The sequence below is a fragment of the Helicobacter mastomyrinus genome, from assembly GCF_039555295.1.
Lineage (GTDB): Bacteria > Campylobacterota > Campylobacteria > Campylobacterales > Helicobacteraceae > Helicobacter_C > Helicobacter_C mastomyrinus.
Genome location: NZ_CP145316.1, coordinates 1,329,489 through 1,353,260, shown reverse-complemented (window position 1 = coordinate 1,353,260; position 23,772 = coordinate 1,329,489). Strand labels below are relative to the sequence as shown.

Here is a 23,772-nt window from a genome sequence, read left to right as displayed (position 1 = left end):
CTTTACTTATCATAATCCCCACTTTATTGATAAGGTGGGACTAAACACTCACTTACACAATGTTTTCAAACATCTTAATAAAAGGATAAAAGTATGCCGACACAAGAAGAGATTAGCAAGGTTTTAAGCAAGGTCATTTACCCAAATTTTTCAAAGGATATTGTGAGCTTTGGCTTTGTCAAAGACATTAAAATTGAAGCAGATTCAATCTTTATCCGTGTGGATATACCCTCAAGTGTGCCTGAAGTCAAGGAAAAATTAAAGCAAGACATAAGCGAGAATCTTAAGGGTATCGCGGAAAATAAAACCCTAGAAATAGAGATTAATCCCCCTAAAGCCCCACCGACTAAAGAACCGCAAGCAAAAAATATCGCCCCTCATATCAAGCATTTTGTGATGGTAAGCTCGGGTAAGGGTGGCGTGGGGAAATCCACTACTTCTGTGAATCTTGCCATTGCTCTAGCACAGCAGGGCAAAAGGGTAGGACTGCTTGATGCAGATATTTATGGTCCTAATATCCCTAGAATGCTTGGACTAAATGCAAATAAAGCCCAAGTCGATGAAGCACAAAAAAAGCTTATCCCGCTCAAAGCCTTTGGTGTAGAGATGATGAGTATGGGTGTGCTATATGATGAGGGGCAGAGCCTTATATGGCGTGGTCCTATGATTATGCGAGCGATTGAACAAATGCTCACAGATGTGCTATGGAGCAATCTTGATATGCTTGTGATTGATATGCCTCCGGGCACGGGAGACGCGCAGCTTACCTTAGCGCAAAGTGTGCCCGTGAGTGCGGGGGTTATCGTTACCACACCACAAAAGGTAAGCCTTGATGATAGTGCGCGAAGTTTAGATATGTTTGATAAGCTTAAAATCCCAATCGCAGGGATTATCGAAAATATGAGTGGGTTTATTTGCCCAAATTGCGGCGAGGAATATGATATTTTTGGCAAAGGCACGAGTGAAGCACTCGCTCAAAACTATGGGACAATAATGTTAGCCCAAGTGCCGCTTGAGCCAAAAGTGCGTGAGGGTGGCGATAATGGAAAACCTATAACATTTTTTGAGCCAGATTCTAAAGGAGCGCAAAGCTATATGCAAGCTGCTGCACGATTAGCGACATTTTTAGACAAGGTGCAAAATCAAAATCTTGCCGATAATAAGGACATTCAGCCTACACAAATGAAACATTAGTCTATAGGGCTTCAAGAGGTAAAGCCACCAAAACCCGTATAAAACTTGCTTGATAAATTCTATTCTTATTTGTAGGAGATGGGCTTAAATGTCGAGTGAGAAGGTAATCCAGCGAACACTTTGTGCGTATGATAAACGCGATAGCGGTTACAACTCTACCCTTTAGGGCGTAAGTGTGCATTTTATATCGCGTGAAGCAAGACTATGTATATGTAGCAGCTTTAGCTACTACAACGTAGCTAAAATAGGCTAGAAAATCTCTACCTTAAAAACTAACTTGCAAGTGTGGATCAGCACAAGTGCGTATGATGAAAAGAGAACGTCTTAGTCATAAGTTAATAACTTTAGGCGCGAAGCAGATTTTATATCTGCAAAGCAAGACCCTTGCGGCAGCTTTAGCTGCAATAGCAAAGGCATAATAGACTAGAGATTCTAACCTTAGAATCTCACTTGATAACCAAATGAAATGCGGTTATAAGTGTATCCTTTTGTCCTCAAGGGCTATCGCCCTTTGCGAGATTAAATCCCTTCGGGATTGAATGGTGAAGTGGAGATTTGACTGCACACAAAACAAGACTATGTAGTAGCCAGAATAGGCTAGAGAATCTCTAGTCTATTTTCTTTGTTTCTATAAGGGGTGGGCAGTATGTCCATAAATAGCTTAAAGAATTAGTTTGCGGTGTAGTAATACAAGAGCTTGATAAGAGGTAGGATAAGATACGCTCACCCTCAAGCTAAAAGTGAGCGTTTGGACTATCTTAGTAACACTTGACTATTAATAAACTTAACAGTAAGATTATTACTAAGATTCTTTGAACAATCTTATCCATAGTAACCTCCTTTTTTGAAGGAGGTTACTATAAGCTACGCTTAAGAGGTGTTCGCAGATATACTGCTCACCCTCTTAGGGCAACCTCTACTCCAATTATATCACATTATAAAATCTACATTTTCCTTAAACAACCTTCACAAACGCTGGAACACTCACATCGACCAACGTTGGGCAAGCTGTTAATGTAAGGGGGAATACTTTATCTTCGATAACAAACTTTACCAATAATGGAACGATTACTGGCTCGAGTGGTGTATGGATGCAGAATGCTACTATTACTACTCTTACGAATAATGCTAATGCCACCATTAATTCAAATGCTACAAGTGGGAGATTTGGAGCTATTGATCTTAATAGTAATGCAAGGATTGATAATCTTATTAATAGTGGCAGGATAGATAATACTACCCATAACGTCAAAAATCTCAAAAATAGCATTTTGGCACTTCTTTTTACACTTTGTGAAAAATGCAAAACAAGCTTAAGAATCTCACACATACAAGACTAATGGAGCTAAGGTTACCCATCTTTCCTTATCCTTTCAGGCTTGCCCTACCACACCCATTTAAGAAAAGTGCAAAACCATAATTACGAGTATTAGCGTATTCACAGCTTATTGGAGCCACTCTCAATGGGAATACCTATACCAATATTGCCAGAGCCCGAGTGTATGTTACAGGCAATGAGTCTAATCGTGATATTAATGTAGTTAATCCTCTAGGAGGCACTCTTGTTCACGCCGTTACAGGAGCGAGTATAGGGCTTAATTGGGCACAGCTAGGAGGTTTAAATATTAGCAATGCTATTAATAAAACTAATAGAAATGTCGTATGGCTTGATAACTCTACCTTAACAACCTTCACAAACGCTGGCACACTCACTTCCACTACTCTAGGGCAAGCTGTTAATGTTCGAGGGGCTTGAATGGCTTAATCATTCAATCTCTTTTCTAAAGAAACTTCATTTTACAGGAAACTTCTATATTTAAAAGAAATCTTTAGATTAATAAGATATATCGATTTTTAGATAAACTAAAATATTTTATTTGAATCTATTCTGTATAAAAAGTTCATTAATTATATTTAAACATTATTTAATAAAAAAAATATAAAATTACATTTTTATATTGAGTATGGATAAAAGAATAATGATAATTGCATATCTTAGAGTGGGTGTTGAAAAGCAAGAGAATGATAAACAAAAACAGCTTATCTTAGAATACGCTCAAACCCATCAGCTTATTATTGATGAGCTTCTTGAAGCCACCCTTTCAAGTAAAAAAAGCCAAGAACAACGTAAAATCGCAGCCCTCAAATCAAGATTAAATAAAGGTGATGTGCTCATTACCACTGACCTTAGTAAGCTAGGGAGAGGTATGCTAGAGGTGATGAATCTCCTCTTAGAGCTATCACAAATAGGGATTAAATTTATCTTTGTTAAACAAAGAGAGTTAAGCACATTTCAAAGCAATGCAGAACAGCTTATACTCACAATATACGCCCACATTGCAGAAACTGAAAAAGAATTTTTATCTATGCGCACCAAGGAGGGTTTAGCCGCAGCAAAAGCTCAAGGTAAAATCTTAGGGCGACCCAAAGGGAGAACAAGCATAAGTAAATGGGATAAATATGAGCAAGAAGTTATCGAGTATATTCAAAAAGATTTAGATTTAGGAAGCATTTGGAAGCTCATAGGTAAGGAGGGAACTTACCACGGATTTTATATGTATTGCCGTAGGAATAAAAAAATTGTAGAAGCCTTGCGTATAGAGAAAGATAAAAGCACCTCACTTATTGCGAGAATGAAAAAGTAAGTATATGACAAATGCCACCAATACTACATCAACAATAAATCAACAATCAACCTAACTAACCAAAGCACGATAGATACACTTACAAATAACTTAAATATTAGCACCATTAATCATTAATCATTAATCATTAATCATTAATCATTAATCAATAAATATATTTTATCTTTAAATGATTTTTCATACTCCTAACATTTAATAATAAAGGACAAGCTATTAATATAAATCAAAGAGAAAGAGAGAAATACTGAAAAAGTAAGGAGTGGAGAGCAATAGAGAAGAAGTAAGGAGTGGAAAGGGAAATGGAGCAGTAGAGAAATAATGTCAAATAGAGTAAGGAGCAGAAAGAAATATATCAAAGCAAAGAGGGATTCATAAATAAGAGAAATCACGCTTGTGATTTCATTACTGCGCTGTGTGAGAGAATTTACTAAATCAGAGGCAACCTAAAGCACTTCTATTTCTTCTAAGGCTTTTGCACTCATACCTCTTTTCATAATCTATCAATATAAATGCAGCCTATCGTTTAATATTTCTTATGTTATGGTAAATATTCATAAATTATCTCTATCTCTATTAAATTATCTATTTACATTAATAGCTTGTCCTTGAGTAGTGGAAGTTAATGTTCCAGCGTTTGTGAGGGTTGTTAGGGTAGATGTCCCCAAAATAGCAGCATATAGCTTAAACAATTAAACAATATGTAAGCTCTTATTGTGTATTCTACTCTATTTATTTTCTTTGATTCTCTTAAGAAAAATTTTCTTAAGAGAAAGTGCATTAATTTTTCATATCTTTAGTCTTTAGCTGCAAATAATACAGCTCATATTTCATATACAAGGGGTTGAAATGAATAGAGGACGCTCTCTAAACCTACAATCACAAAATGCTTTCTCCTATCATCGCTTACACAAGCGAGGTAAGCATATTTGCAATACTCATAATGCTTTAGTGAGTAACTTTAAACATATCTCTCTCGCCGCGTTCAATACTTACAATAAGCTTAAAGCAAGGGTGAGAAGGGCTAAAGAAGTGAGTAATTATCTCTTATTTACTCTATTACCCCCCCCCCCCCGAATCTCAAAGCTATGCTCCCTAATTTGGAGTATCACAAGTCTTATCAATGCCCAAGGTGGAACAATGAGGATAATTGCTAATAATACGAATGATAGAAGTCTGCAGCACATTGGCAAAGCCTATAGAATAACAGCATATTGCCACAATAGCAGTATTACCCACCTGCCCTATATTTGGAATAATATTTGCATTTCTCTCTATGCACACCAAGAGGTTAGCAAAAGCTGAAAGGTTATACGTGAATACTATTTTTAGGAATCTTTGCTTCTTATATCAAAGTGCTATCTGGCAATGCCACTTTATGACTACTACCCTTACCAATACCAATAATGGAACGATTACTGGCTCGAGTGGTGTATGGATGCAGAATGCTACTATTACTACTCTTACGAATAATGCTAATGCCACCATTAATTCAAATGCTACAAGTGGGAGATTTGGAGCTATTGATCTTAATAGTAATGCAAGGATTGATAATCTTATTAATAGTGGTAATATTATTAATACGGCTAATGCAAATACTGCGGCTATACTCCTTGAAGCACGTAGCACAAATGCACAAATAGGAACTTTGACTAATAATACTGGAGGGACTATTCAGGGTATTAATGTGAATGCTGGTAATGGTAATAGGATAGATACGATTAATAATAGTGGCACAATAAGTCGAGGTATTACTAATGCTGCAAATATAGGCACTCTTACAAATCAAAATGGCGGCAACATAGATCGCATCACACAAGCTAATGCTAATGCTCGTATAGACACGATTAATAATAGGTGCAAAGGAAAGAGGTGATGGAAAGGGGGAATAAGCTCGCTCTTGTATCCTTAGCCCTAGCTCCCTTACTTCTTAGTGTAGAAGCACAGGAGCAATTAATGGGGCAAATTGTAATGGGAATATCTGCACAAACATCACTAATCGACAAGTGCAGGTTACTGGTAATGAAGCTGCTAAAACCATCAATATCACTAATCCTCCGGGTGGACTTGACATTCATTCGGTGTTAGGAGCAAGTATAGGGTTAAATGGGGCGAGTCTAGGCACAATTAATGTCAATAGAAATATTAATAAAACCAATAGAAATATATTGTGGCTACAATCCTCTACCTTAACAACCTTTACTAATGCTGGAACACTCACATCGACCAACGTTGGGCAAGCTGTTAATGTAAGGGGGAATACTTTATCTTCGATAACAAACTTTACCAATAATGGAACGATTACTGGCTCGAGTGGTGTATGGATGCAGAATGCTACTATTACTACCCTTACGAATAATGCTAATGCCACCATTAATTCAAATGCTACAAGTGGGACATTTGGAGCTATTGATCTTAATAGTAATGCAAGGATTGATAATCTTATTAATAGTGGTAATATTATTAATACGGCTAATGCAAATACTGCGGCTATACTCCTTGAAGCACGTAGCACAAATGCACAAATAGGAACTTTGACTAATAATACTGGAGGGACTATTCAGGGTATTAATGTGAATGCTGGTAATGGTAATAGGATAGATACGATTAATAATAGTGGCACAATAAATGGAAATATTTTTAATGGGGGGAGTATAAATAATCTTAATAATAATGCAGGGAGTATCACAAGTATTATCAATGCCCAAGGTGGAACGATGGGGAGTATTGCTAATAATGCTAATGGGAGTATTGATAGCTTGAATAATCAAGCAGGTGGGACAATCACTCAACTTAATAATAATGTCAATGGCACACTCACTACGTTTACTAATGCCGGGGCTATTACAAATGGCACAAATGCAGGAACCATTACAACTTTTACCAATAATAGGGGAGGGAATGTTAATAACTTTACCAATAATGCTGGTGGGAATATAGCCACCCTTAATAATACCGGTGGGACATTTACTGCCCTTACAAATAATGCCACTATACAAACTGCCACAAATACCGGCGTAATGCAGACGATTACAAATAATGCTCAAATCAATAGCTTTAATAATCAAACCGGAGGTAGAGTAACTACATTGCAAAATACCAACACAGGGACAATGACTAATGTAAGTAACACAGGGACGATCACCACCCTTACGAATGAAAATACCATCACTACATTAAGTAATAATGCAAATGGCACAATCACAACTTTAAATAATAACAGCACCATAAGCACTCTTACTAATGCCAATAATGCTACAATCAATACGTTTAATAATAGTGGAGCAGTCTCAAATAATACTTTCACTAATCAAGGCACCATCACAACGTTAAATAATCAAGCAAATGGAAGCTTTACAAACTTTACAAATGCGGGGAATATAACTTCTATAAACAATGAAGGCACTCTCACAGGTGGGATTACCAATCAAAATAATGGGACAATAGGCACTATTACAAACAGAACAGCTCTCACAGGTGGGATTACCAATCGAGGCAATATCACCACAGGTATCATTAATGAAAATAATGGAACCATAGATTTTATTACTAATAATAATATGATGGGGAATATTACTAATCGTAATGGCAGCACCATCACTACGATTCATAATAATGGTAGTGCTGGCAATGTGCAGGATATGGGCACACTTACCAATGAAAGTGGTGGCAGGATAGACTCGCTTGATAATGTTGGTAATATGGCAGGAGTGGCAAACTTTGGCACATTCGATAATGCTACCAATAATGGCACGATAACTGACTTTAGTAATAATGCCGGTGGGAGTGTAACTACATTACAAAATAATCAAGGGGGGACAATAAATACGCTCACCAATCAAAGCACATTATCCACCATAGAGAATGCAGGGACTATTGTTAATGGCACAAATAATGGCACAATCACTACTTTTAATAATAATCAAAACACAGGGATAGTAGAAAACTTTACCAATAGTAATCAAATCAATAGCTTTACTAATAATGGTGGAGAAGTGCAGAATCTTACCAATGCTCAAGGGGGAACGATAGCTGATTTTACCAATGCCACACAAGGGAGGGTAGATACGCTTACTAATGCTGGCACTCTAAGCAATCTCAATAATCAAACCAATGGCACGATGAATACGCTTACTAATACAGGAAGCATTACTGATGGGCAAAATAGCGGAACAATCACTACTTTTAATAATAATGCTACTGGGAATGTGCAAAGCTTTACTAATAGCACGGGTGGGAGTATAACAACCCTTACAAATGACACAGGGGCAACTATAAATGATTTTACCAATGAAAGCGCTATTACTACCTTTACCAATAGTGGCACAACGACAACTCTCACCAATAATAACAATGCGAGAATCGATACCCTTGAAAATAATCAAGGGGCTATGATAGAAAATCTTAATAATGATGGAACAGTTACCAATGCCTTTACCAATAATGGAGAGATAACTGCTTTTGCTAATATGAGCAATGGAGTGATGAATGGCTTTACCAACTCTAATACCGGGCAAATAGACACACTCACAAATGAGGGAAATTTCAATAATGGTATTACCAATGATGGGAATATAGATACCATTAGCAATAGCGCACAACTTCCTTCTCTTACAAACTCGAGCACGATAGGCGATATTACAAATGACACCAATGGAAGCATAACTACCCTTACTAATCAAGCTAATGCACAAATTACTAGCATTTCTAATGAAAATACCATCACCACAATAAGCAATTCAGGGAGTATTGATAGCATTTCTAATGAAAATACCGGCACGCTAACAACTCTTACCAATGAAATGAGTGGGTCTATTGCTACCATAGAGAATAGAGGGAATATCACTCAACCTCTTACCAATAATGGGACAATCACTACTATTACTAATGAAAATACCGGCACGCTAACAACTCTTACCAATTCCTCCACAGGCACTATAACAACCATTCAAAACGATGGCACAATGACAACTATCACAAATGAGGCAAATAATAATGGTAGAGGGAATATAGATACTATCACTACAACCACCAATTTAAATTCTATATCCAATACAGGAGATATAGGCACAATCAATAATCAAAACAACTCTACGCTTACCACTTTAACTAATCAAAGTGATGGAATTATTTCTACGATAAATAACACAGCAGGAAGCACAATTACTACCCTTGATAATAATGCTAATGCTACGATAGAAAGGCTAGACAATAATGGCACGATTACCCAACCTCTTACAAATAATGGAACAATCACTACTTTGAATAATCAAACCACAGGAACTCTAAGTGATCTCACAAACTCTAGCACGGGAAATATAGACACACTCACAAATGAGGGAAATCTCACAGGCACACTCACAAACCAACAAAATGGCACAATTACAACTGTTTTTAACAGAAGAGATGTATCTAGGGTAGAAAATAGCGGAACAATCACTACTTTTAATAATGAATCTGGGGCTACTATTACAGAGCTTGCTAATAATGCTAATGGGCAAATTGCCCAGCTTACCAATACCCAAAATAGCACGATAACCACCCTTACCAATCAAGCCAATGCTACCATAGGGCAATTTGATAATGCAGGGAGTGTAACTAATGCCTTTACGAATAATGGGACAATCACTACCCTTAATAACAATAACACGGGCGCATTTACACAAGGGATTACCAATGCTGGCACAGGGACTATTACAACACTTACGAATAATGGGACAATTAATGTAGGTATCACAAATCAAGCCCAAGGGAATATAGGGACATTAACAAATACTTCTCAACTTGATAAAGTAGATAATACGGGCACAATCACTACTTTAAATAATGAAAATGGCGCTACATTAGATGAGATTCATAACCAACAAGGCGGAGAGATAACTAATCTTAACAATGCTGTTCAATCTACTATTACAACTCTTACAAACGAAGGTAAAATCGATGATGGCAGTAACGCTGGCACGATAACAACTTTTACTAATAGCAATGTTAATCCAAATAACCCTGATAGTGGCCATCTTCTCAATTTCACCAACCAAAATGGTGGGACTATCACTACCTTTACTAACCAAGCCGGACAAGTAGATGCTTTTACAAATGCCCAAGGGGGGACAATTAATAGCTTCACTAATCAAGCCCAAGGCAATGTAGGCAATCTCACTAATGCTGGGAGTCTTACCAATCTTAATAATAATGTGAATGGCACGATGAATGCTATTACTAATACGGGCACCATACAAACGGGCACAAATACAGGAAGTATTACTACCCTCACCAACAATGCAAATGGAAGAATAAATTCTTTTACCAATGATCAGCAAGGCTCTATACAAAACCTTAATAACACAGGTGGGCACTTTGAATCTCTCACCAATAATAACACTATTACTGCTATCACAAACACAAGCACATTCAAAGATGTAATCAATAATGACACAATCACTACCTTTACTAATCAAGCCAATGGAAGTGTGGAAAATCTTAGTAATACTAATACAGCCACTCTTACTACTTTAAGCAATGAGGCGAATGCTACTATCACTACGCTTACTAACCAAGGTAATATTACTAATGCCTTTAGCAATGCAGGTAGGGTAACAACACTTCAAAATGATAATGGGACATTTAATGCTGGTATTACTAACACCAACACAGGGAGCATTACTACCCTTACCAATAATGGGACAATTACCAATGGTATCACCAATGAAGCCCAAGGGAATAATAGAGGGAATATAGGCACAATCAATAATCAACAAAACTTAAGCTCTATAACCAATGCCGGAGACATCAATACAATCAATAATCAAAGTAATGCTACGCTCACTACTCTTACTAACCAAACAGGCGGAAGTATTCAAACACTTACCAATACCCAAAATAGCACGATAACCACCCTTACCAATCAAGCCAATGCTACCATAGGGCAATTTGATAATGCAGGGAGTGTAACTAATGCCTTTACGAATAATGGGACAATCACTACCCTTAATAACAATAACACGGGCGCATTTACACAAGGGATTACCAATGCTGGCACAGGGACTATTACAACACTTACGAATAATGGGACAATTAATGTAGGTATCACAAATCAAGCCCAAGGGAATATAGGGACATTAACAAATACTTCTCAACTTGATAAAGTAGATAATAGCGGGAGTATAACTCAATTAGATAATCAAGCAAATGGCACAATCACTGAGCTTGAGAATAAAAACACAGGGACTATTACTACGCTCAATAATGCTGGAACTATTACCAATGCCTTTAGTAATGAAGGCAATGTAACGACCCTTAGCAATACGGGCACATTTACAAATGGAATCACCAATAAAAGCAATGCTACCATTGATACGCTTACCAATGAAGGCAGTATTAATGTAGGTATCACCAATGAACAAAATGCCACCATTACCACAATCAATAATCGCAGAACTCTCACCAAAGTAGAGAATACGGGCGCAATCACTACTTTAAATAATGAAAATGGCGCTACATTAGAGACTATTACAAATAATAACAACGGAACCATAGGAAGCCTTACTAACCAAAGCACCATCACCACTCTAGAAAACAAAGAAAGTGGCACCATTACTACCCTCACCAATACTAACACTCTACAAACTCTAACCAATGAGGGTAAAATAGATAATGGGAGCAACTCTGGCACTATTACTACCTTCACTAATCAAAACACGAATGCGGCTAACCCTGATAGTGGACATATCCTCAACTTCACAAATGCCCAAGGGGGCACAATCACTACCTTTGATAATCAAGCCGGACAAGTAGATGCTTTTACTAATCAAAATGGCGGGACAATCACGACTTGGACGAATAATACTAATGGTAATGTAACTGCGCTTACTAATGCTGGAAATATCACTACCTTGAGTAATGCTAATAACGCACAGCTAGCTACCCTTGCTAACCAAGGCACTATCAACGCAGGGAACAATGAAGGCACAATTACTACCTTTACAAACACTGGCACATTTACTACGCTTACTAATAATACCAATGCGACAATCACTACGCTTACTAATGATGGCACATTTACTACTCTTACTAATGAGGGCACCCTCACTACTTTAACTCATAATGCCAATGCTACATTAAATACTTTGAGTAACCAAGGCACACTCTCTACACTCAATCTTGCCTCATCTATCACAAACTATACCAATAATGCCGCTAACACTACCACTACGCTCAATACCAATGCTGCCAAAGATGTATCTTTCTTTGTGAATTTCACTAATACTGCAGGGACTATTAATACAAATAACACAGATTTATTTATCCACGGCTTAGGCGATGCGAATGGAGCATTTAATAATGCTGGGACTATTGAAGCTAACGGAAAGACTATTGATATATGGGGAACTTTTAGCAACACAGGCACAATTACTGCAGATACGATAATACTTGGACGTAATCTTGCTAATCCTACAGCGTTGATAGCAAATACAAATGGTGTGCATATAGGTGGGACTATCAATGCCGGTAATAATAATGCCACACAGCTTGAATTAAAAAACTGGGTATTAGAGCTTACGCAAAAGGGTGGAGGCACACAAAGAGGAGGAGATTATAATACCAATTTAAATAATGCTACAAATGATAATACCAAAGGGCATATCTTAGTAAATGAGAATGTCAATTTGAGTGAGATTAGGATTGATGCGCATTTTAATGATGATGGCAGCATAAGAGATCAAAACGCAGGCATATTAATACTCGCCACTCAGGATAAATGGGGAGAGAAATATAACTATCAGGCTCTCTTCCTCCAAAGAAATGCTCAAGGACAAAATTCTACTATCATTAGTGCAGTGCAAGATGAAAATGGCAATACAGTAGGTAAAACTGATGATTATGGGCAGCCAGCAGTAGGTCAAGCCACAGGCTATGGGGGCAATACTACGGTTAAAATAGAAGCCTTAAAGCATCTCTATACCCCACAATCTACTACAAGGATTATAGATTTGCTTGATGGATTTGCATTGGGGATTGAGCCTCAAGGCTCTCCTGTAGAATCGCTTTCTGCTGCACTCTTAAATGGAACAATCTCTAAGAATATCCTTATAGGTAATCTTATAGATGCTATGAGCAGAAGAATGTTTCATGATTCACTCTCCCATAGACAAGGTAAAACCTATGTGGTTACTTCTAGAAGTGTAGATGAAGAGGGCAAAAGAATAAAAGATGATGAGAATGTAGAAGTGCCTTTAGTTTATAGTAATATAGACTTACTCCACGAAACAGATCTCATTTATGCCCCTCACGCTAAAGATTCAAATCATCAAAGCTTTATCATTCCTTTTAGTCGCTATACACGCACAGATTTAGGACAAGGATATATAGGGAGTGAATTCTCTGGTGGAGCATTGCTAGGCACATTTAAGAATCTAGATACTTGGGGGAATGCTGGAATCTATCTAGGCTATGAGCAAGGTAAGGCTACTCTCCCTCGCTCTACTGGAGAAGCAAGAGTGAATAATAGCAGTATTCTTGTGGGTGGGACATACTATAAGACATTTTACACAAGTGGTATGAGGGAATACTATATGAAACTCTCTTTACACGCCCAAATACAAAGCCCTGAGTTTGAGCTTTATCTCAATGCCCTTGATATATCAGCTATTAATAAGCTAAGTGCGTATGGGGCAGAAGGAGAGTTTAAAATAGGAGCAAACTTCTTTCGGCTTTTTAATAATAGCTATATCTCACCAGAGATAGGTATAGGCTATGGTATATTTGCACTTAATGCCTTTACTTTAAACTATCCTAGTGAATTTGCATTAGATGAATCTTATCCTGCACATTTATTTCATTTGCCTTATGTATCTCTCCAAGTAAGATATACAAAGGCTTTTACACATAATGCAAGATATAGTTTTTCCCTAGGGGGGAGATATACTCTTAAAGATACGCATACAACTACCCTACAAATAGGACCTCATAATGCCTCTTCATTGCTACATTTACCTCCTGTAATGGGCACAGGAAGCGCAGGGCTATACTACTCCTTAGGTAAAAGGAGTGAATTAAGCCTACAAGTAGATGGCACATTCGCACAAGAGCGACTAAGTGCTGGTGGGTCATTACGATATGCGATATGGTTTTAGAAGATAACATCAACAAAACAAAGAAAACAAATAAAGAAATAAAGAATAATAAAAGGAGTTTTAAAGTAGAGAAAAATAAGGGGCAAGAACAAGAGAGAAAAGAGAAACAAGAGAATAAAAATAGAAGGGAAAAGAGCAATAAGGGAGAAAGAGTAGAAAAAGTAGAAAATAAAAGAAGAAGAGAGGGTGCTATAAATGAGATAGAGATGAGAATATCTCTAGTTTATTATGGCTTTTACTATCAGGGCTAAAGCCCCGGTATTTATACGAAGTGCCAATTTATATTTACAAAGTAGCGATTCTTTAAAAAGTCTTGTGAGCAGAGACATACGCACAATGCTTTCACATTTGTAAAAGTCTGGCTTGTGTGAAACGAATCCGCGCTTACACCTAAAGGTTATAACTACTATCGCATTTATCATTAAGAGGTATTTACACACAATGCTTATCCACACTTACAAAGCAAAGATTCTAAGGTAAATTCTTTAGTCTATATTTTCTCTAAAGAGAATTGAATCTCCTGTATTCTTCATTTAAAATATTTAATTCTTATGCCCCACCCCCTAACCCCCTCCGCTTTGGGAGGGGGAATAAAGAGAGGAATTCTGCGAGGGAGGATAAAACAAAATTCCTTCTTTGGGCTAGGGGAAGTTAGAGTGAGGATAGAAAAGCCTTTACCAAAAAAAAGGGGGGGGGGATAAATCCCTTTTGCCTTTGCAGGATTACATCTTTTTGCGATAAATAAAGAATCTAAAAATATTTAAGATAAAAATATTTTTTTGAAATACTCAATATCAAGCAAAACTCATTGTTTTTTATAAAACAAAAACAAGACTCTTAAGTTTGTCTCCCCACAAGTGAGATATGTCTTCGCTGACATAAAAATTAAATCGCATAAAGTGCCAACCTCTTAAAGCGTCGTAAGGGGGTGAGCGGATAATCTAGCGAATAACAATAAAAAAGTGGGGGAAAGCGAGGCATATATTGCCGAGCTGACTTTGCGCTTATGCTTTAGCACTAGCCTACACTTGCATATTTAAGTCCCTCCTCCTTATAGAAAAATAAAAAAGATATTAGACTAGAGATTCTAACCTTAGAATCTCACTTGATAACCAAACGAAGTGCGGTTATCAAGTGTATCCTTTTGTCCTCAAGGGCTATTGCCCTTTGCGAGATTAAATCCCTTCGGGATTGAATGGTGCAAAGCAGATTTTATATCTGCAAAGCAAGACCCTTTGCAAGTGTGGATTAGCACTTCGTGCGATTTTATTTTATGCAAGTGAGGATATACCTCACTTGCAGATAAACTAGAAAATCGTTAGTCTAATAGTGCAACCTTATTCTCGCCCGCTTCGTGGCGCGAAGCGTCGGGAAAAAGGTTTAGACTCGCTAGTCTCATATACCTTTACTATTGATTCGCACTTATGCCTATCTACACTTGCAAAGTTGGCTTTATGGGTTTAGATTCTCTCATACGCATTGCAAAATTAAAGCTTTAGCCTCTGTGCTAAAGCAAAAACTAAAATTCCATAAAGTATAATACCGCTTCTTTTTGAGCAAAGCTTAAAGAGAATGCAAAAGGACGTGTAGCTCAGCTGGTAGAGCAACTGACTCTTAATCAGTGGGTCCAGAGTTCGATCCTCTGCGCGTCCACCACTATTGAAAGTTCTTAAGGGGAATTAAGAGGAATTAGAAGGAATTAGAAGGCATTAGAAACCCTTGGTATGCGCACTTTCAAAATATTTTTCCACATATTTTTTACATAGCATTTTTATAGAGCAGCAAAGAAAAAATGGTTACAAAATCGGTAACAAGCAAGGAGGTTTTACAAAATAAGCCAAATTTGTTACCACTTTTTTGATGTAAGTGCCCGTATTGTGTTGATAGAGAGAGCTGGTTAAAAATCTACACAGGGGAAATTATAGAAAGTAAATCGTATTGGTTAGAATCTACACTATCCCTCTTTACTTCTCCCCATTGTAATATCATTAATTCTTTACCATTAAATTGAAGTGATAAAGGAGGTTTATAATCTAGTTTGATATGGGTGATTAATGCTTTGCTTTATTATTAAACAAGGCTATATTCACTCTTCTATTTCTATTTGAGATTTACACAATGTGTATTGTTTAGTGTCATTCGTATAAAACCTTATTCCAAATTCATCTTTAACAGAGATCGTATTGTCATTAAGTATTTCAATATCAAACACACTAGATTCTTGTGAGTAAAAAGCAGCGTTATATAGGCTCATTTAAACATTTACTAACACCTATATCATTACAATTATGTAGCACAGAAACAGCTTTTATATATGATTATTTTTTGTTTGTATATCTATAATTTTCAAGGTTTCAGCCTCCATAGCAAAATTACGAATCATTTTTTGCAATTTTTTATTTAATCTCAAGCTAAATCCACTTATATCAGCTACTAAGCAATCTTTATCATTCTTTTTATTTATTTCATAAAATTTGTGTCCCATAAGTCTAATGCTTGCGCATTGAGAAAGATTGTTAGGGATACATACACAATTAGTTTTTCATTTCCTATTCCTTAAGTTAGATTACATTAACTCGCACTTGAGTTACAATGTAGTTTTTCTTATTTCCCATTCGTGTTTGTCCGCTTAATATAAAATTAGATTGTATGTACAACAGCTTGTTATTGTCGCTTGTTCCCCATTGTTATCTTCTTTCGTTAACACTATGTGTGTCAACCTCATAAAATAAATAATATAACTTTCCTTTTTCATCATATTTCCTACCAACGATCACTTAAAACGATCAGTTGTTTCATCGGTATTAGGTATTATATGTATTGCCATAAGTATGATCTACCCTGTTGCTCATCTATATACTTTATAGCTTGTTTTGCCTTCAAAACATCAATAGACAGATAATCATTCTGGGTGCTTGCTTTTTTTAATTTCTTTTGCTATCTGCAATGTTTTTCCTTTGGACCACTAATATCTTTTATACCTGCTTGTTGGACAGTGTATCTTGATGCTCTAAAACAAGCTTTATGCCCATAATTTGAAACAGGGATTCTTATAGTATTAGAACATTCTTTATTGGTATAGATAGGGATATTATATTTACCCCATTGACTTTGCCTCTCTTTATCTTTAAACTTTGAAATAATGTTTTGATGAAGTGTTTTTATACTACTACTCTTATCATTTTTACTTTTATTGATGTCTATATAGTATATTCCCTCTGGAATTGCTCCTTTATCTTTTTGTTTTTGCCACTCTTTATCTAAACAAAAATAAGAAATCTTATTTTGCTTGTCTTTATAACTCACAAAGTTTTCATACTTGTATTGTTCTTTTAATTCTTCTTTTTCCTCTATACTTAAAGCATTTCCACTATAAGCATTAAAATAATCTATTGCCTTATTGCCATTGGTTATATAGATCTCTTTTCCATTAGAAATATAATCTAAGTTTAGATAAAAGATTAAGAGAGATTGTATTATTTGCATCATTGTAATTGTTTGTAGCTCTAACTACATTATTTTTCGCTTTTTTATAAAATCTTTCGTCAGAAACTTCAAATTCAAATTGATTGGTATTATTAGGAAAAGTAAAGATTATTTCTCCATTTTTAGAAATTTGTTCTTGCAGTTCATCTTTAGGTGTTGTGGAATCTTTAATATCAAGCGGAATAAGTTTTATCTTTGCGTCATTTACAGGAGTGAAAGCATCTTCAAGATATACTTTGACTTTTAGTTGTTGTGTTTTAGGCATCTATTACCTTAGTTTCATTTTCTTGTTTTTCATCCATATAAAGAGTAAGCCAGAAGAGGTTTTATTTATTCCTTTTTCTTTACTTCTCACTCCGCCTTTACCTCCCCACCTTTAACGACTAATCCTTTAGAATCTATGACTACTTCTACTCCACCAGCTTTAATAATAACACTATCTCCCTTAGCAGTAATAGAAGTATCGCCTACTTGGTGAAGGATTTGGTTACCAGCTTGTATAGCACAATCACTTTGGGCATCTATACCCACAGAATCTGATTCCATATTGGTAACATCTTTTGCTTGAAAAGATAAAGTTTGAGATTCTACATATAAACCTTTTTGGGTATAAATATTACCTTGAGATTGTGAAGTTATATTAAGATTGCCTTCTATATGTTCCTGTTTATCTCCCTCCACCACCTCACTCTTATTCCCCCCTACATTCCTACTCTCATCTTGTTTGATACTTGTATTGAGATTCCCCCCTATCTCCACCTCCTTATCCTCTCCTACATACTCACTACTATCCTTTGCTACTCTAAGCTTATTATCTACTCCTACATTTAAAGTATGGCTTAATCCTACAATAGTATCTTTAGATAAAGCTACATTGGTATTATATTCTCCTCCAATACTTACAATCTTTGCTAAGTCTATGGTTTGAGTATGAATCTTTTTAATCCTTTCATTATAAGTTCCCTCTACTTGAGATTCTTTATTGTTATGTATGGTTTGAGTGAAGTTATGCTTAATGAGTTCTTCATAATCTCTTTGTGCTTGAAGATAGATGTGTTCTTGTTCTTTAAGATTTGAAAGCGTGATTTCATTGAATCCAGATTCTATGAGATTGTGATGAGAGTTTGTATTCTCTGCTTGCAATGCACTGCTATTATTAAGAGTTCTTGCACTTAAACTTGTTTGATGAGAGGCTAAGGGTAAAGAGGGTAAGGCAGGATTACTTGGATTGTAGAGACTGCCTATAATGATGGGCATATCTATATCATTATTTAAGTAACTTATTAATACTTCATCTCCAACTCTTGGAGTATGATAGAATCCAGAATGATTACTTGCAATAGGGGAGGCTACTCTAAGAAAAGCTGTGTGTGTATTAAGAGTATATAAATCATCTTCTAAATGAGTATTGTTTGAATGTTTGGTATTGTTTGTATTGGGTGTTGTGTGTATATCATTATCCGTGAGTAAAGCTTGTGCCATAAAGGCATGTAGCCTTACTTTCACCCTGCCAAAGTTATCTGTATAAAGCGTGTTGCTCTGTTTGATGATACTTGCATTAGCCTCTTTAATATTCTTGGCTTTTATATACTCTTCTCCTACAACTATACCTTGCATAAGAGATGGAGGGTTTGGTTTGGGCTTGGGTGTAGGCATATAAGATAGGTTTGAAGGCAAGAGAGTAATGAGATTACTATAAGCATCTTTGAACCGAGAGATGTTGCTATCATTGGCTTGTTGATGAGAGGGTAAAGTATCTGCAAGAATAGATTCGTTTATAAGGGTTTGTTCTAATGCTATGATAGTATATTCATTTATAGACTCTTGTGTTTTATTATCTTGAATATTATTTCCTAAAAGAGATTTATTTTTAGATTCTATATATAATCTTTGAGCTAAACAGAGTGTATAGATATTGCTTTGAGCGTTCATAAGAGCTTGAGTATTGGCAGTATGTTGGGCTTGATTAGAGCAAAGAGACTTTATATTCGCTTGATAGGTAAAACTCACATTGGGTATAAATACACTTTGCATAGAGGCAGTATAGTTATAAGGATTATTCATATCTTCTTGTGCTAGAGAAGTATCATTTGATGCAGAATGAGTGGCAATGTCTGGGGATTGTTTGTCAATATATTTTGAATACATATAAGTATTTATTTGAGGATTGTTTGCATCATTGCTGAAGAAGTTAAATTGTTTTGTGTGTATATGATGAGAATGTGTGAGAGCAAAAATACAGGGTTCATTAAGATTATTATGTGTTTTTACATTAGGATTAAAAGGGACTTTAGTGAGAGGAATAGGAGTATAGGGTGTGTGATGACATACATATAAAGTATCATTGTCTTCATAAAAGTATATACCATTATTATGAGCTAATCGTGTGATAAAATCTAAATCAGATTCTTCATATTGGGTGATAATCTCTAAAGGATTATCAATTTGGCTAAGAGAAGAAAAATCTATTTGTTTGCATAATTGTGGAGTATAAGCAGTGAGTATATCTTTGAGTATGTCTAAAGGTGTTTTATCTGTATAAATTCTATTTGCTTTATTGAGTGAAAGTCTTATGAGAGGAGAAGTGAGTGTAAAGGTAAAGAAATGTCTATGGTTTATAGATTTAGGTGTAGGTATATCTAAGGAAGAGAGTGTCTTTTGTTGAGAAGTATTTGTTATGTCAGCAATAGTGTTGATTGTGTTATTTGTATCTAAGGAAACATTAGATTTAGAACCTAAATACTCTATATGTGTAATGATACCCTTATATGATTTAATAGGGGTAGAAGTATTACCTAAAGAGATAGAAAGAGCACTATGATAGTTTGTGTTGCCATAGGGATTAGAAATATATAATAGAGCAAAATTATCTTGCAATAGCTGGAGATTGAAAGGTTGGTCTAATGCAAAAGAATAAGGGGGAGCAGATGATGCAAAATCGGTATCTTGGGTATGAGATTGGATTGTGTGTGAGGGAGAGTTTGTTTTACCCAAAGAAGCAAAAGTAGCAGAAAATATATCTGCATAAAAGGATTCTATAAAACCATTACAAGTAATATGAAAAGGAGACTGCAAACTTTCTCTAATATGGGCTTTGGTGATGGTAAAGGTGATAGAGTTAATATCCAAAGAAAGAAAAGCACTCATAAAACTATCCTTTAGGGGTATTTTTGTGAAAAAAGAGGCTCATCTCACTATCTCACAAAACATCCCGTTTTTCTACTACAACTTTAAGGGTGTGTAAAAAGTTTTTTTAAGGCAGATATGAAGAAATTAAGCATTTCTCCAGTCATCACTTCCGCTCGTTCCTGCAACAACATGTTCCCAAATAATTTTTCGATAATTAAGAGAAACCCTAAAGAGCTCAGTTTTGTTATTATTGCTTGTATCTTGTGCATTTGGCATAATAAGGTCTATGTCTGTAATAATAGCATCTTCTAATTTTGTAGTGAAGTAATGTTCTGCTCCACCACCTATTGATGTCCTAAACCAATGCACTTCTACATTGTTTAATCTTTCACCCTTTGTGAGGGCATTGTAAAGTAAAGGAACAGCTTTATTGAGAGAACAGGTAAAAATAAAGGGTCTATGCACCCTTTGACCTGATGGTTGTCCGCTTTGTGTATCTGTGGGAACAGTTACAATATGAGAAATCTCTTGAGCCATAATTTCATCTTCGTGTCCTGCTTGGTAACGATTACCTATGCTCTCTTGCGTAGAAGCCCCACTAGAAATAAGTCCTTGTGTAACACCTTCAATTTTAATATATGCTGGCTGCGCCATAGTATGCTCCTTAATAATTTATTCTTTAATTCTCCAAATTAAAGGAAATTTTAGCATAATTTTAAAAATATCGCTAAAATTAAAAATATTTATAAAATTAAATAGATGTTGAAAATATCAAGTCCATAATTTTCAACTCGTAAAAAGCCATAGGATTACCCACACAATCTTTTGTGTGAAATAAAAAAGCATTTTGCATAATATCCATATAATCAATATAATAATCTTTTATATCTTTACCATTTATTTTGACATAAAAAGTATATTTATCTTCTTTTAGATTCTGTGGTATCTCACTTTCATTTTGTATAGTGTAGATTCTGTATTGCATATTGTATTTAAAATTTTTTGATTCTTTATCTAAATACATTGTCTCCTCCTTTATCTTGGTATCAAATGTATGAAATCATTAATGATTGGGTGTATAGTAGATATAGTCATACAACACATTACCATCTTTATTGTGTCCTGTTACAATCCTCTCTGTACCTCTTGTGCCTCCGAGTTTGCAATAGGCTTTATTATGGTATGAGATAGATGTTAAAAACTTTAAGGTTATCACTATCTTCTAAATATTCTTTTGTACGTTCATAATGTGATTCTAAAATCCCTTCATCTTCTATAAAATCCTCCAATATCTTTTCTCTTACCTTTTTTCCACTACTTAAGAAACTCTTACCTACATCATTCCAATGCTCAAAGACTAGGATAATATTTTTGTAGGCTATGCCATTCCCATCATCATAAGTAAGCCAACCTAAATCTTGCATCCAATCTCTAAAAGCATCGGGATTACCCACACAATCTTTTGTGTGAAATAAAAAAGCATTTTGCATAATATCCATATAATCAATATAATAATCTTTTATATCTTTACCATTTATTTTGACATAAAAAGTATATTTATCTTCTTTTAGATTCTGTGGTATCTCACTTTCATTTTGTATGGTGTAGATTCCGTACTCCATAACCTCATCTTTAATATTTTGTTTTAACACTTTTTGTCCTTTATTTTGGTATCAAATGTATGAAATCATAATAATGATTGGGTGTATAGTAGATATAGTCATACAACACATTACCATCTTTATTGTGTCCTGTTACAATCCTCTCTGTACCTCTACCATTTTTACTGCTTGCTATACTTATATCGTGTTCCCTATAAAAGATAGGATTACCTTTAGAATCTTTGGTAGGGAGTTGTGCTATTTCATTTTTCCACTTACCACCCGCTTCAAGCTTTTTACCTGTTTTACCTTTGCTACGTTTCCAATTGTTCCTTACTCTCTCCTCATATCTAACCCTTACATTATGCGACATTGCACCAATGCTTTGTTTTGGATATTTAGGTTTAGCTACTCTATTAATAGAGCGAGCAATATATCGAATGATTTTATGCTCATACTGTTGAATAGTTGTTTTGTTTTGTATGCTTCTCATTCTTAGGGCTCTTTTTGTGATAAAACCACTTATGTTATATATAATCCTTGCACCTTTTACTGCAGGAATTAATGCAATAATGCCAATAACCACATCTTGCCAAGTAAATGATGAGGAATCTGAAGTATTTATTGTAGAAGCATCGCTTTCACTTTTAATAATGTGGGTTATTATAGCATAACGATATACTTTTTTCTCCACATCCACACTAACATCACTTTTGGCACCCTCTATATAAGCAAAAAATCTTATCTGCTTATCTTGCCACTCTTCTTTGAAGGCTATTTGTATTTCTTCTCCTAAGAGATAATCTTGTGATTGTGCATTATTAATATTAGAATCTTGATTTGCATTGTTTAGTATTTGTGTAATTTTTGTATCTATTTTATTAATATTTTCAGATTTTGTTATAGAATCTTCTTTATAAACTCTTTTAAATTCTTTAAGGTGTGTTATAGGTATAGTAGAGTTTTGAGTAAGTTCTGTAAGCTTAAAATCAATATCTTCATCTTTATCAAATACTATATATCCCCACCTCGTCTCTTTCTTTTGCTCTTGATAAATGCGTTTTTGTTCATTGCTTTGTTTTTCTTTGTTTGGAATAGTATCTTGGTTATAGTAAGCTTTGAGGTGGATTTGTAGATTATTCATTGCCTGTAATGCTTCTTGTTCTATCAATGTATGATTGTCTATATCATAGATTCTCTTTGGCAGACATATTGTATTTGCATTATTATCCTCACAAGTATTTTGTATTTGTTCTCTTATTTCTGCATATACATTGCTCACTAAAAGTTTATCTTGATAATGATATTCTAGGGTATGATATTTTCCTCTGTGTGCTTCTCTAACGCAAGAGGAATTAGTTTTAGGAGCAGGTTTATAATGAGGATGTTGTATCTCCACTCTAAAAGCGTGGCAACTTTTAAGATTTTCTATGTCATCTAGGATAACTTCTCCATTGAGGCTTTCTTCATTGTAGAGAATTTTGTTGGTTTTTCTTTCAATAACTTTTATCGTAGCATTCTGAATAGGATTATAATTAACATCTCTTACTTGTATTTTAATAGGTTCAGAATTTAGCTTTGACATTA

At 35.4% G+C, this 23,772-nt stretch carries 17 protein-coding genes and 1 tRNA gene; 9 read left to right on the top strand and 9 right to left on the bottom strand.

Annotated features, from left to right (window positions below):
* The first annotated feature begins 93 nt into the window (after window positions 1–93).
* The 9 genes from V3I05_RS06825 (at window position 94) to V3I05_RS06785 (ending at window position 15,625) form a co-directional block, all read left to right on the top strand.
* Window positions 94–1,194 carry a P-loop NTPase gene (locus V3I05_RS06825; protein WP_343353074.1) on the top strand — a complete coding sequence of 367 codons (1,101 nt, stop codon included), beginning with the start codon at window positions 94–96 and terminating at the stop codon, window positions 1,192–1,194.
* A 1,091-nt stretch (window positions 1,195–2,285) separates the two neighbouring features.
* Window positions 2,286–2,534 (top strand): hypothetical protein, encoded by a 249-nt coding sequence (locus V3I05_RS06820; RefSeq protein WP_343353073.1) that lies wholly within the window; start codon window positions 2,286–2,288, stop codon window positions 2,532–2,534.
* 158 nt (window positions 2,535–2,692) lie between these two features.
* Window positions 2,693–2,950: a hypothetical protein gene (locus tag V3I05_RS06815; RefSeq protein ID WP_343353071.1), complete on the top strand. Its 258-nt coding sequence runs from the start codon at window positions 2,693–2,695 to the stop codon at window positions 2,948–2,950.
* A 223-nt stretch (window positions 2,951–3,173) separates the two neighbouring features.
* Entirely contained in the window at window positions 3,174–3,839 is a 666-nt protein-coding gene (locus V3I05_RS06810; protein ID WP_343353069.1) for a recombinase family protein, read from the top strand.
* Window positions 3,840–4,685: 846 nt separating this feature from the next.
* Window positions 4,686–5,141 (top strand): hypothetical protein, encoded by a 456-nt coding sequence (locus V3I05_RS06805; RefSeq protein ID WP_343353067.1) that lies wholly within the window; start codon window positions 4,686–4,688, stop codon window positions 5,139–5,141.
* A 10-nt stretch (window positions 5,142–5,151) separates the two neighbouring features.
* Complete coding sequence (locus V3I05_RS06800; RefSeq protein WP_343353066.1) at window positions 5,152–5,712, top strand: hypothetical protein; 561 nt, start codon at window positions 5,152–5,154, stop codon at window positions 5,710–5,712.
* A gap of 130 nt (window positions 5,713–5,842) precedes the next feature.
* The gene (locus V3I05_RS06795) at window positions 5,843–13,969 is read left to right on the top strand and encodes a hypothetical protein (protein ID WP_343353065.1); all 8,127 of its coding nucleotides are present in this window, start codon (window positions 5,843–5,845) and stop codon (window positions 13,967–13,969) included.
* On the top strand, window positions 13,960–14,220 hold the full coding sequence (locus tag V3I05_RS06790; RefSeq protein ID WP_343353064.1) for a hypothetical protein: 261 nt from the start codon (window positions 13,960–13,962) through the stop codon (window positions 14,218–14,220). Before V3I05_RS06795 ends, V3I05_RS06790 begins: the two co-directional genes overlap by 10 nt.
* A 1,329-nt stretch (window positions 14,221–15,549) precedes the next feature.
* Window positions 15,550–15,625 (top strand) — tRNA-Lys (locus V3I05_RS06785).
* A 430-nt stretch (window positions 15,626–16,055) separates the two neighbouring features.
* Here the strand turns inward: V3I05_RS06785 and V3I05_RS06780 are convergent.
* The 9 genes from V3I05_RS06780 to V3I05_RS06740 all read right to left on the bottom strand — a co-directional run bounded on the left by V3I05_RS06780 (window position 16,056) and on the right by V3I05_RS06740 (window position 23,770).
* Window positions 16,056–16,223 carry a hypothetical protein gene (locus tag V3I05_RS06780; protein ID WP_300742989.1) on the bottom strand — a complete coding sequence of 56 codons (168 nt, stop codon included), beginning with the start codon at window positions 16,221–16,223 and terminating at the stop codon, window positions 16,056–16,058.
* 54 nt (window positions 16,224–16,277) lie between these two features.
* Window positions 16,278–16,454, bottom strand: coding sequence for a hypothetical protein (locus tag V3I05_RS06775; protein ID WP_300900570.1), 177 nt, complete (start codon window positions 16,452–16,454; stop codon window positions 16,278–16,280).
* A gap of 452 nt (window positions 16,455–16,906) precedes the next feature.
* Window positions 16,907–17,458 (bottom strand): hypothetical protein, encoded by a 552-nt coding sequence (locus tag V3I05_RS06770; RefSeq protein ID WP_343353063.1) that lies wholly within the window; start codon window positions 17,456–17,458, stop codon window positions 16,907–16,909.
* A complete protein-coding gene (locus tag V3I05_RS06765) occupies window positions 17,400–17,720 on the bottom strand; it encodes a hypothetical protein (RefSeq protein ID WP_343353062.1) in 321 nt (106 codons plus the stop codon). The genes V3I05_RS06770 and V3I05_RS06765 overlap by 59 nt, the downstream gene beginning before the upstream one ends.
* An 86-nt stretch (window positions 17,721–17,806) precedes the next feature.
* Complete coding sequence (locus V3I05_RS06760) at window positions 17,807–20,602, bottom strand: type VI secretion system Vgr family protein (RefSeq protein WP_343353061.1); 2,796 nt, start codon at window positions 20,600–20,602, stop codon at window positions 17,807–17,809.
* A 126-nt stretch (window positions 20,603–20,728) separates the two neighbouring features.
* On the bottom strand, window positions 20,729–21,238 hold the full coding sequence (locus V3I05_RS06755) for an Hcp family type VI secretion system effector (RefSeq protein ID WP_011115087.1): 510 nt from the start codon (window positions 21,236–21,238) through the stop codon (window positions 20,729–20,731).
* Between the two features lie 97 nt (window positions 21,239–21,335).
* Window positions 21,336–21,608, bottom strand: coding sequence for a hypothetical protein (locus V3I05_RS06750; RefSeq protein WP_343353060.1), 273 nt, complete (start codon window positions 21,606–21,608; stop codon window positions 21,336–21,338).
* A gap of 151 nt (window positions 21,609–21,759) precedes the next feature.
* A complete protein-coding gene (locus tag V3I05_RS06745; protein WP_343353059.1) occupies window positions 21,760–22,236 on the bottom strand; it encodes a hypothetical protein in 477 nt (158 codons plus the stop codon).
* A gap of 10 nt (window positions 22,237–22,246) precedes the next feature.
* On the bottom strand, window positions 22,247–23,770 hold the full coding sequence (locus V3I05_RS06740) for a ribonuclease domain-containing protein (protein ID WP_343353058.1): 1,524 nt from the start codon (window positions 23,768–23,770) through the stop codon (window positions 22,247–22,249).
* Window positions 23,771–23,772: the final 2 nt, after the last annotated feature.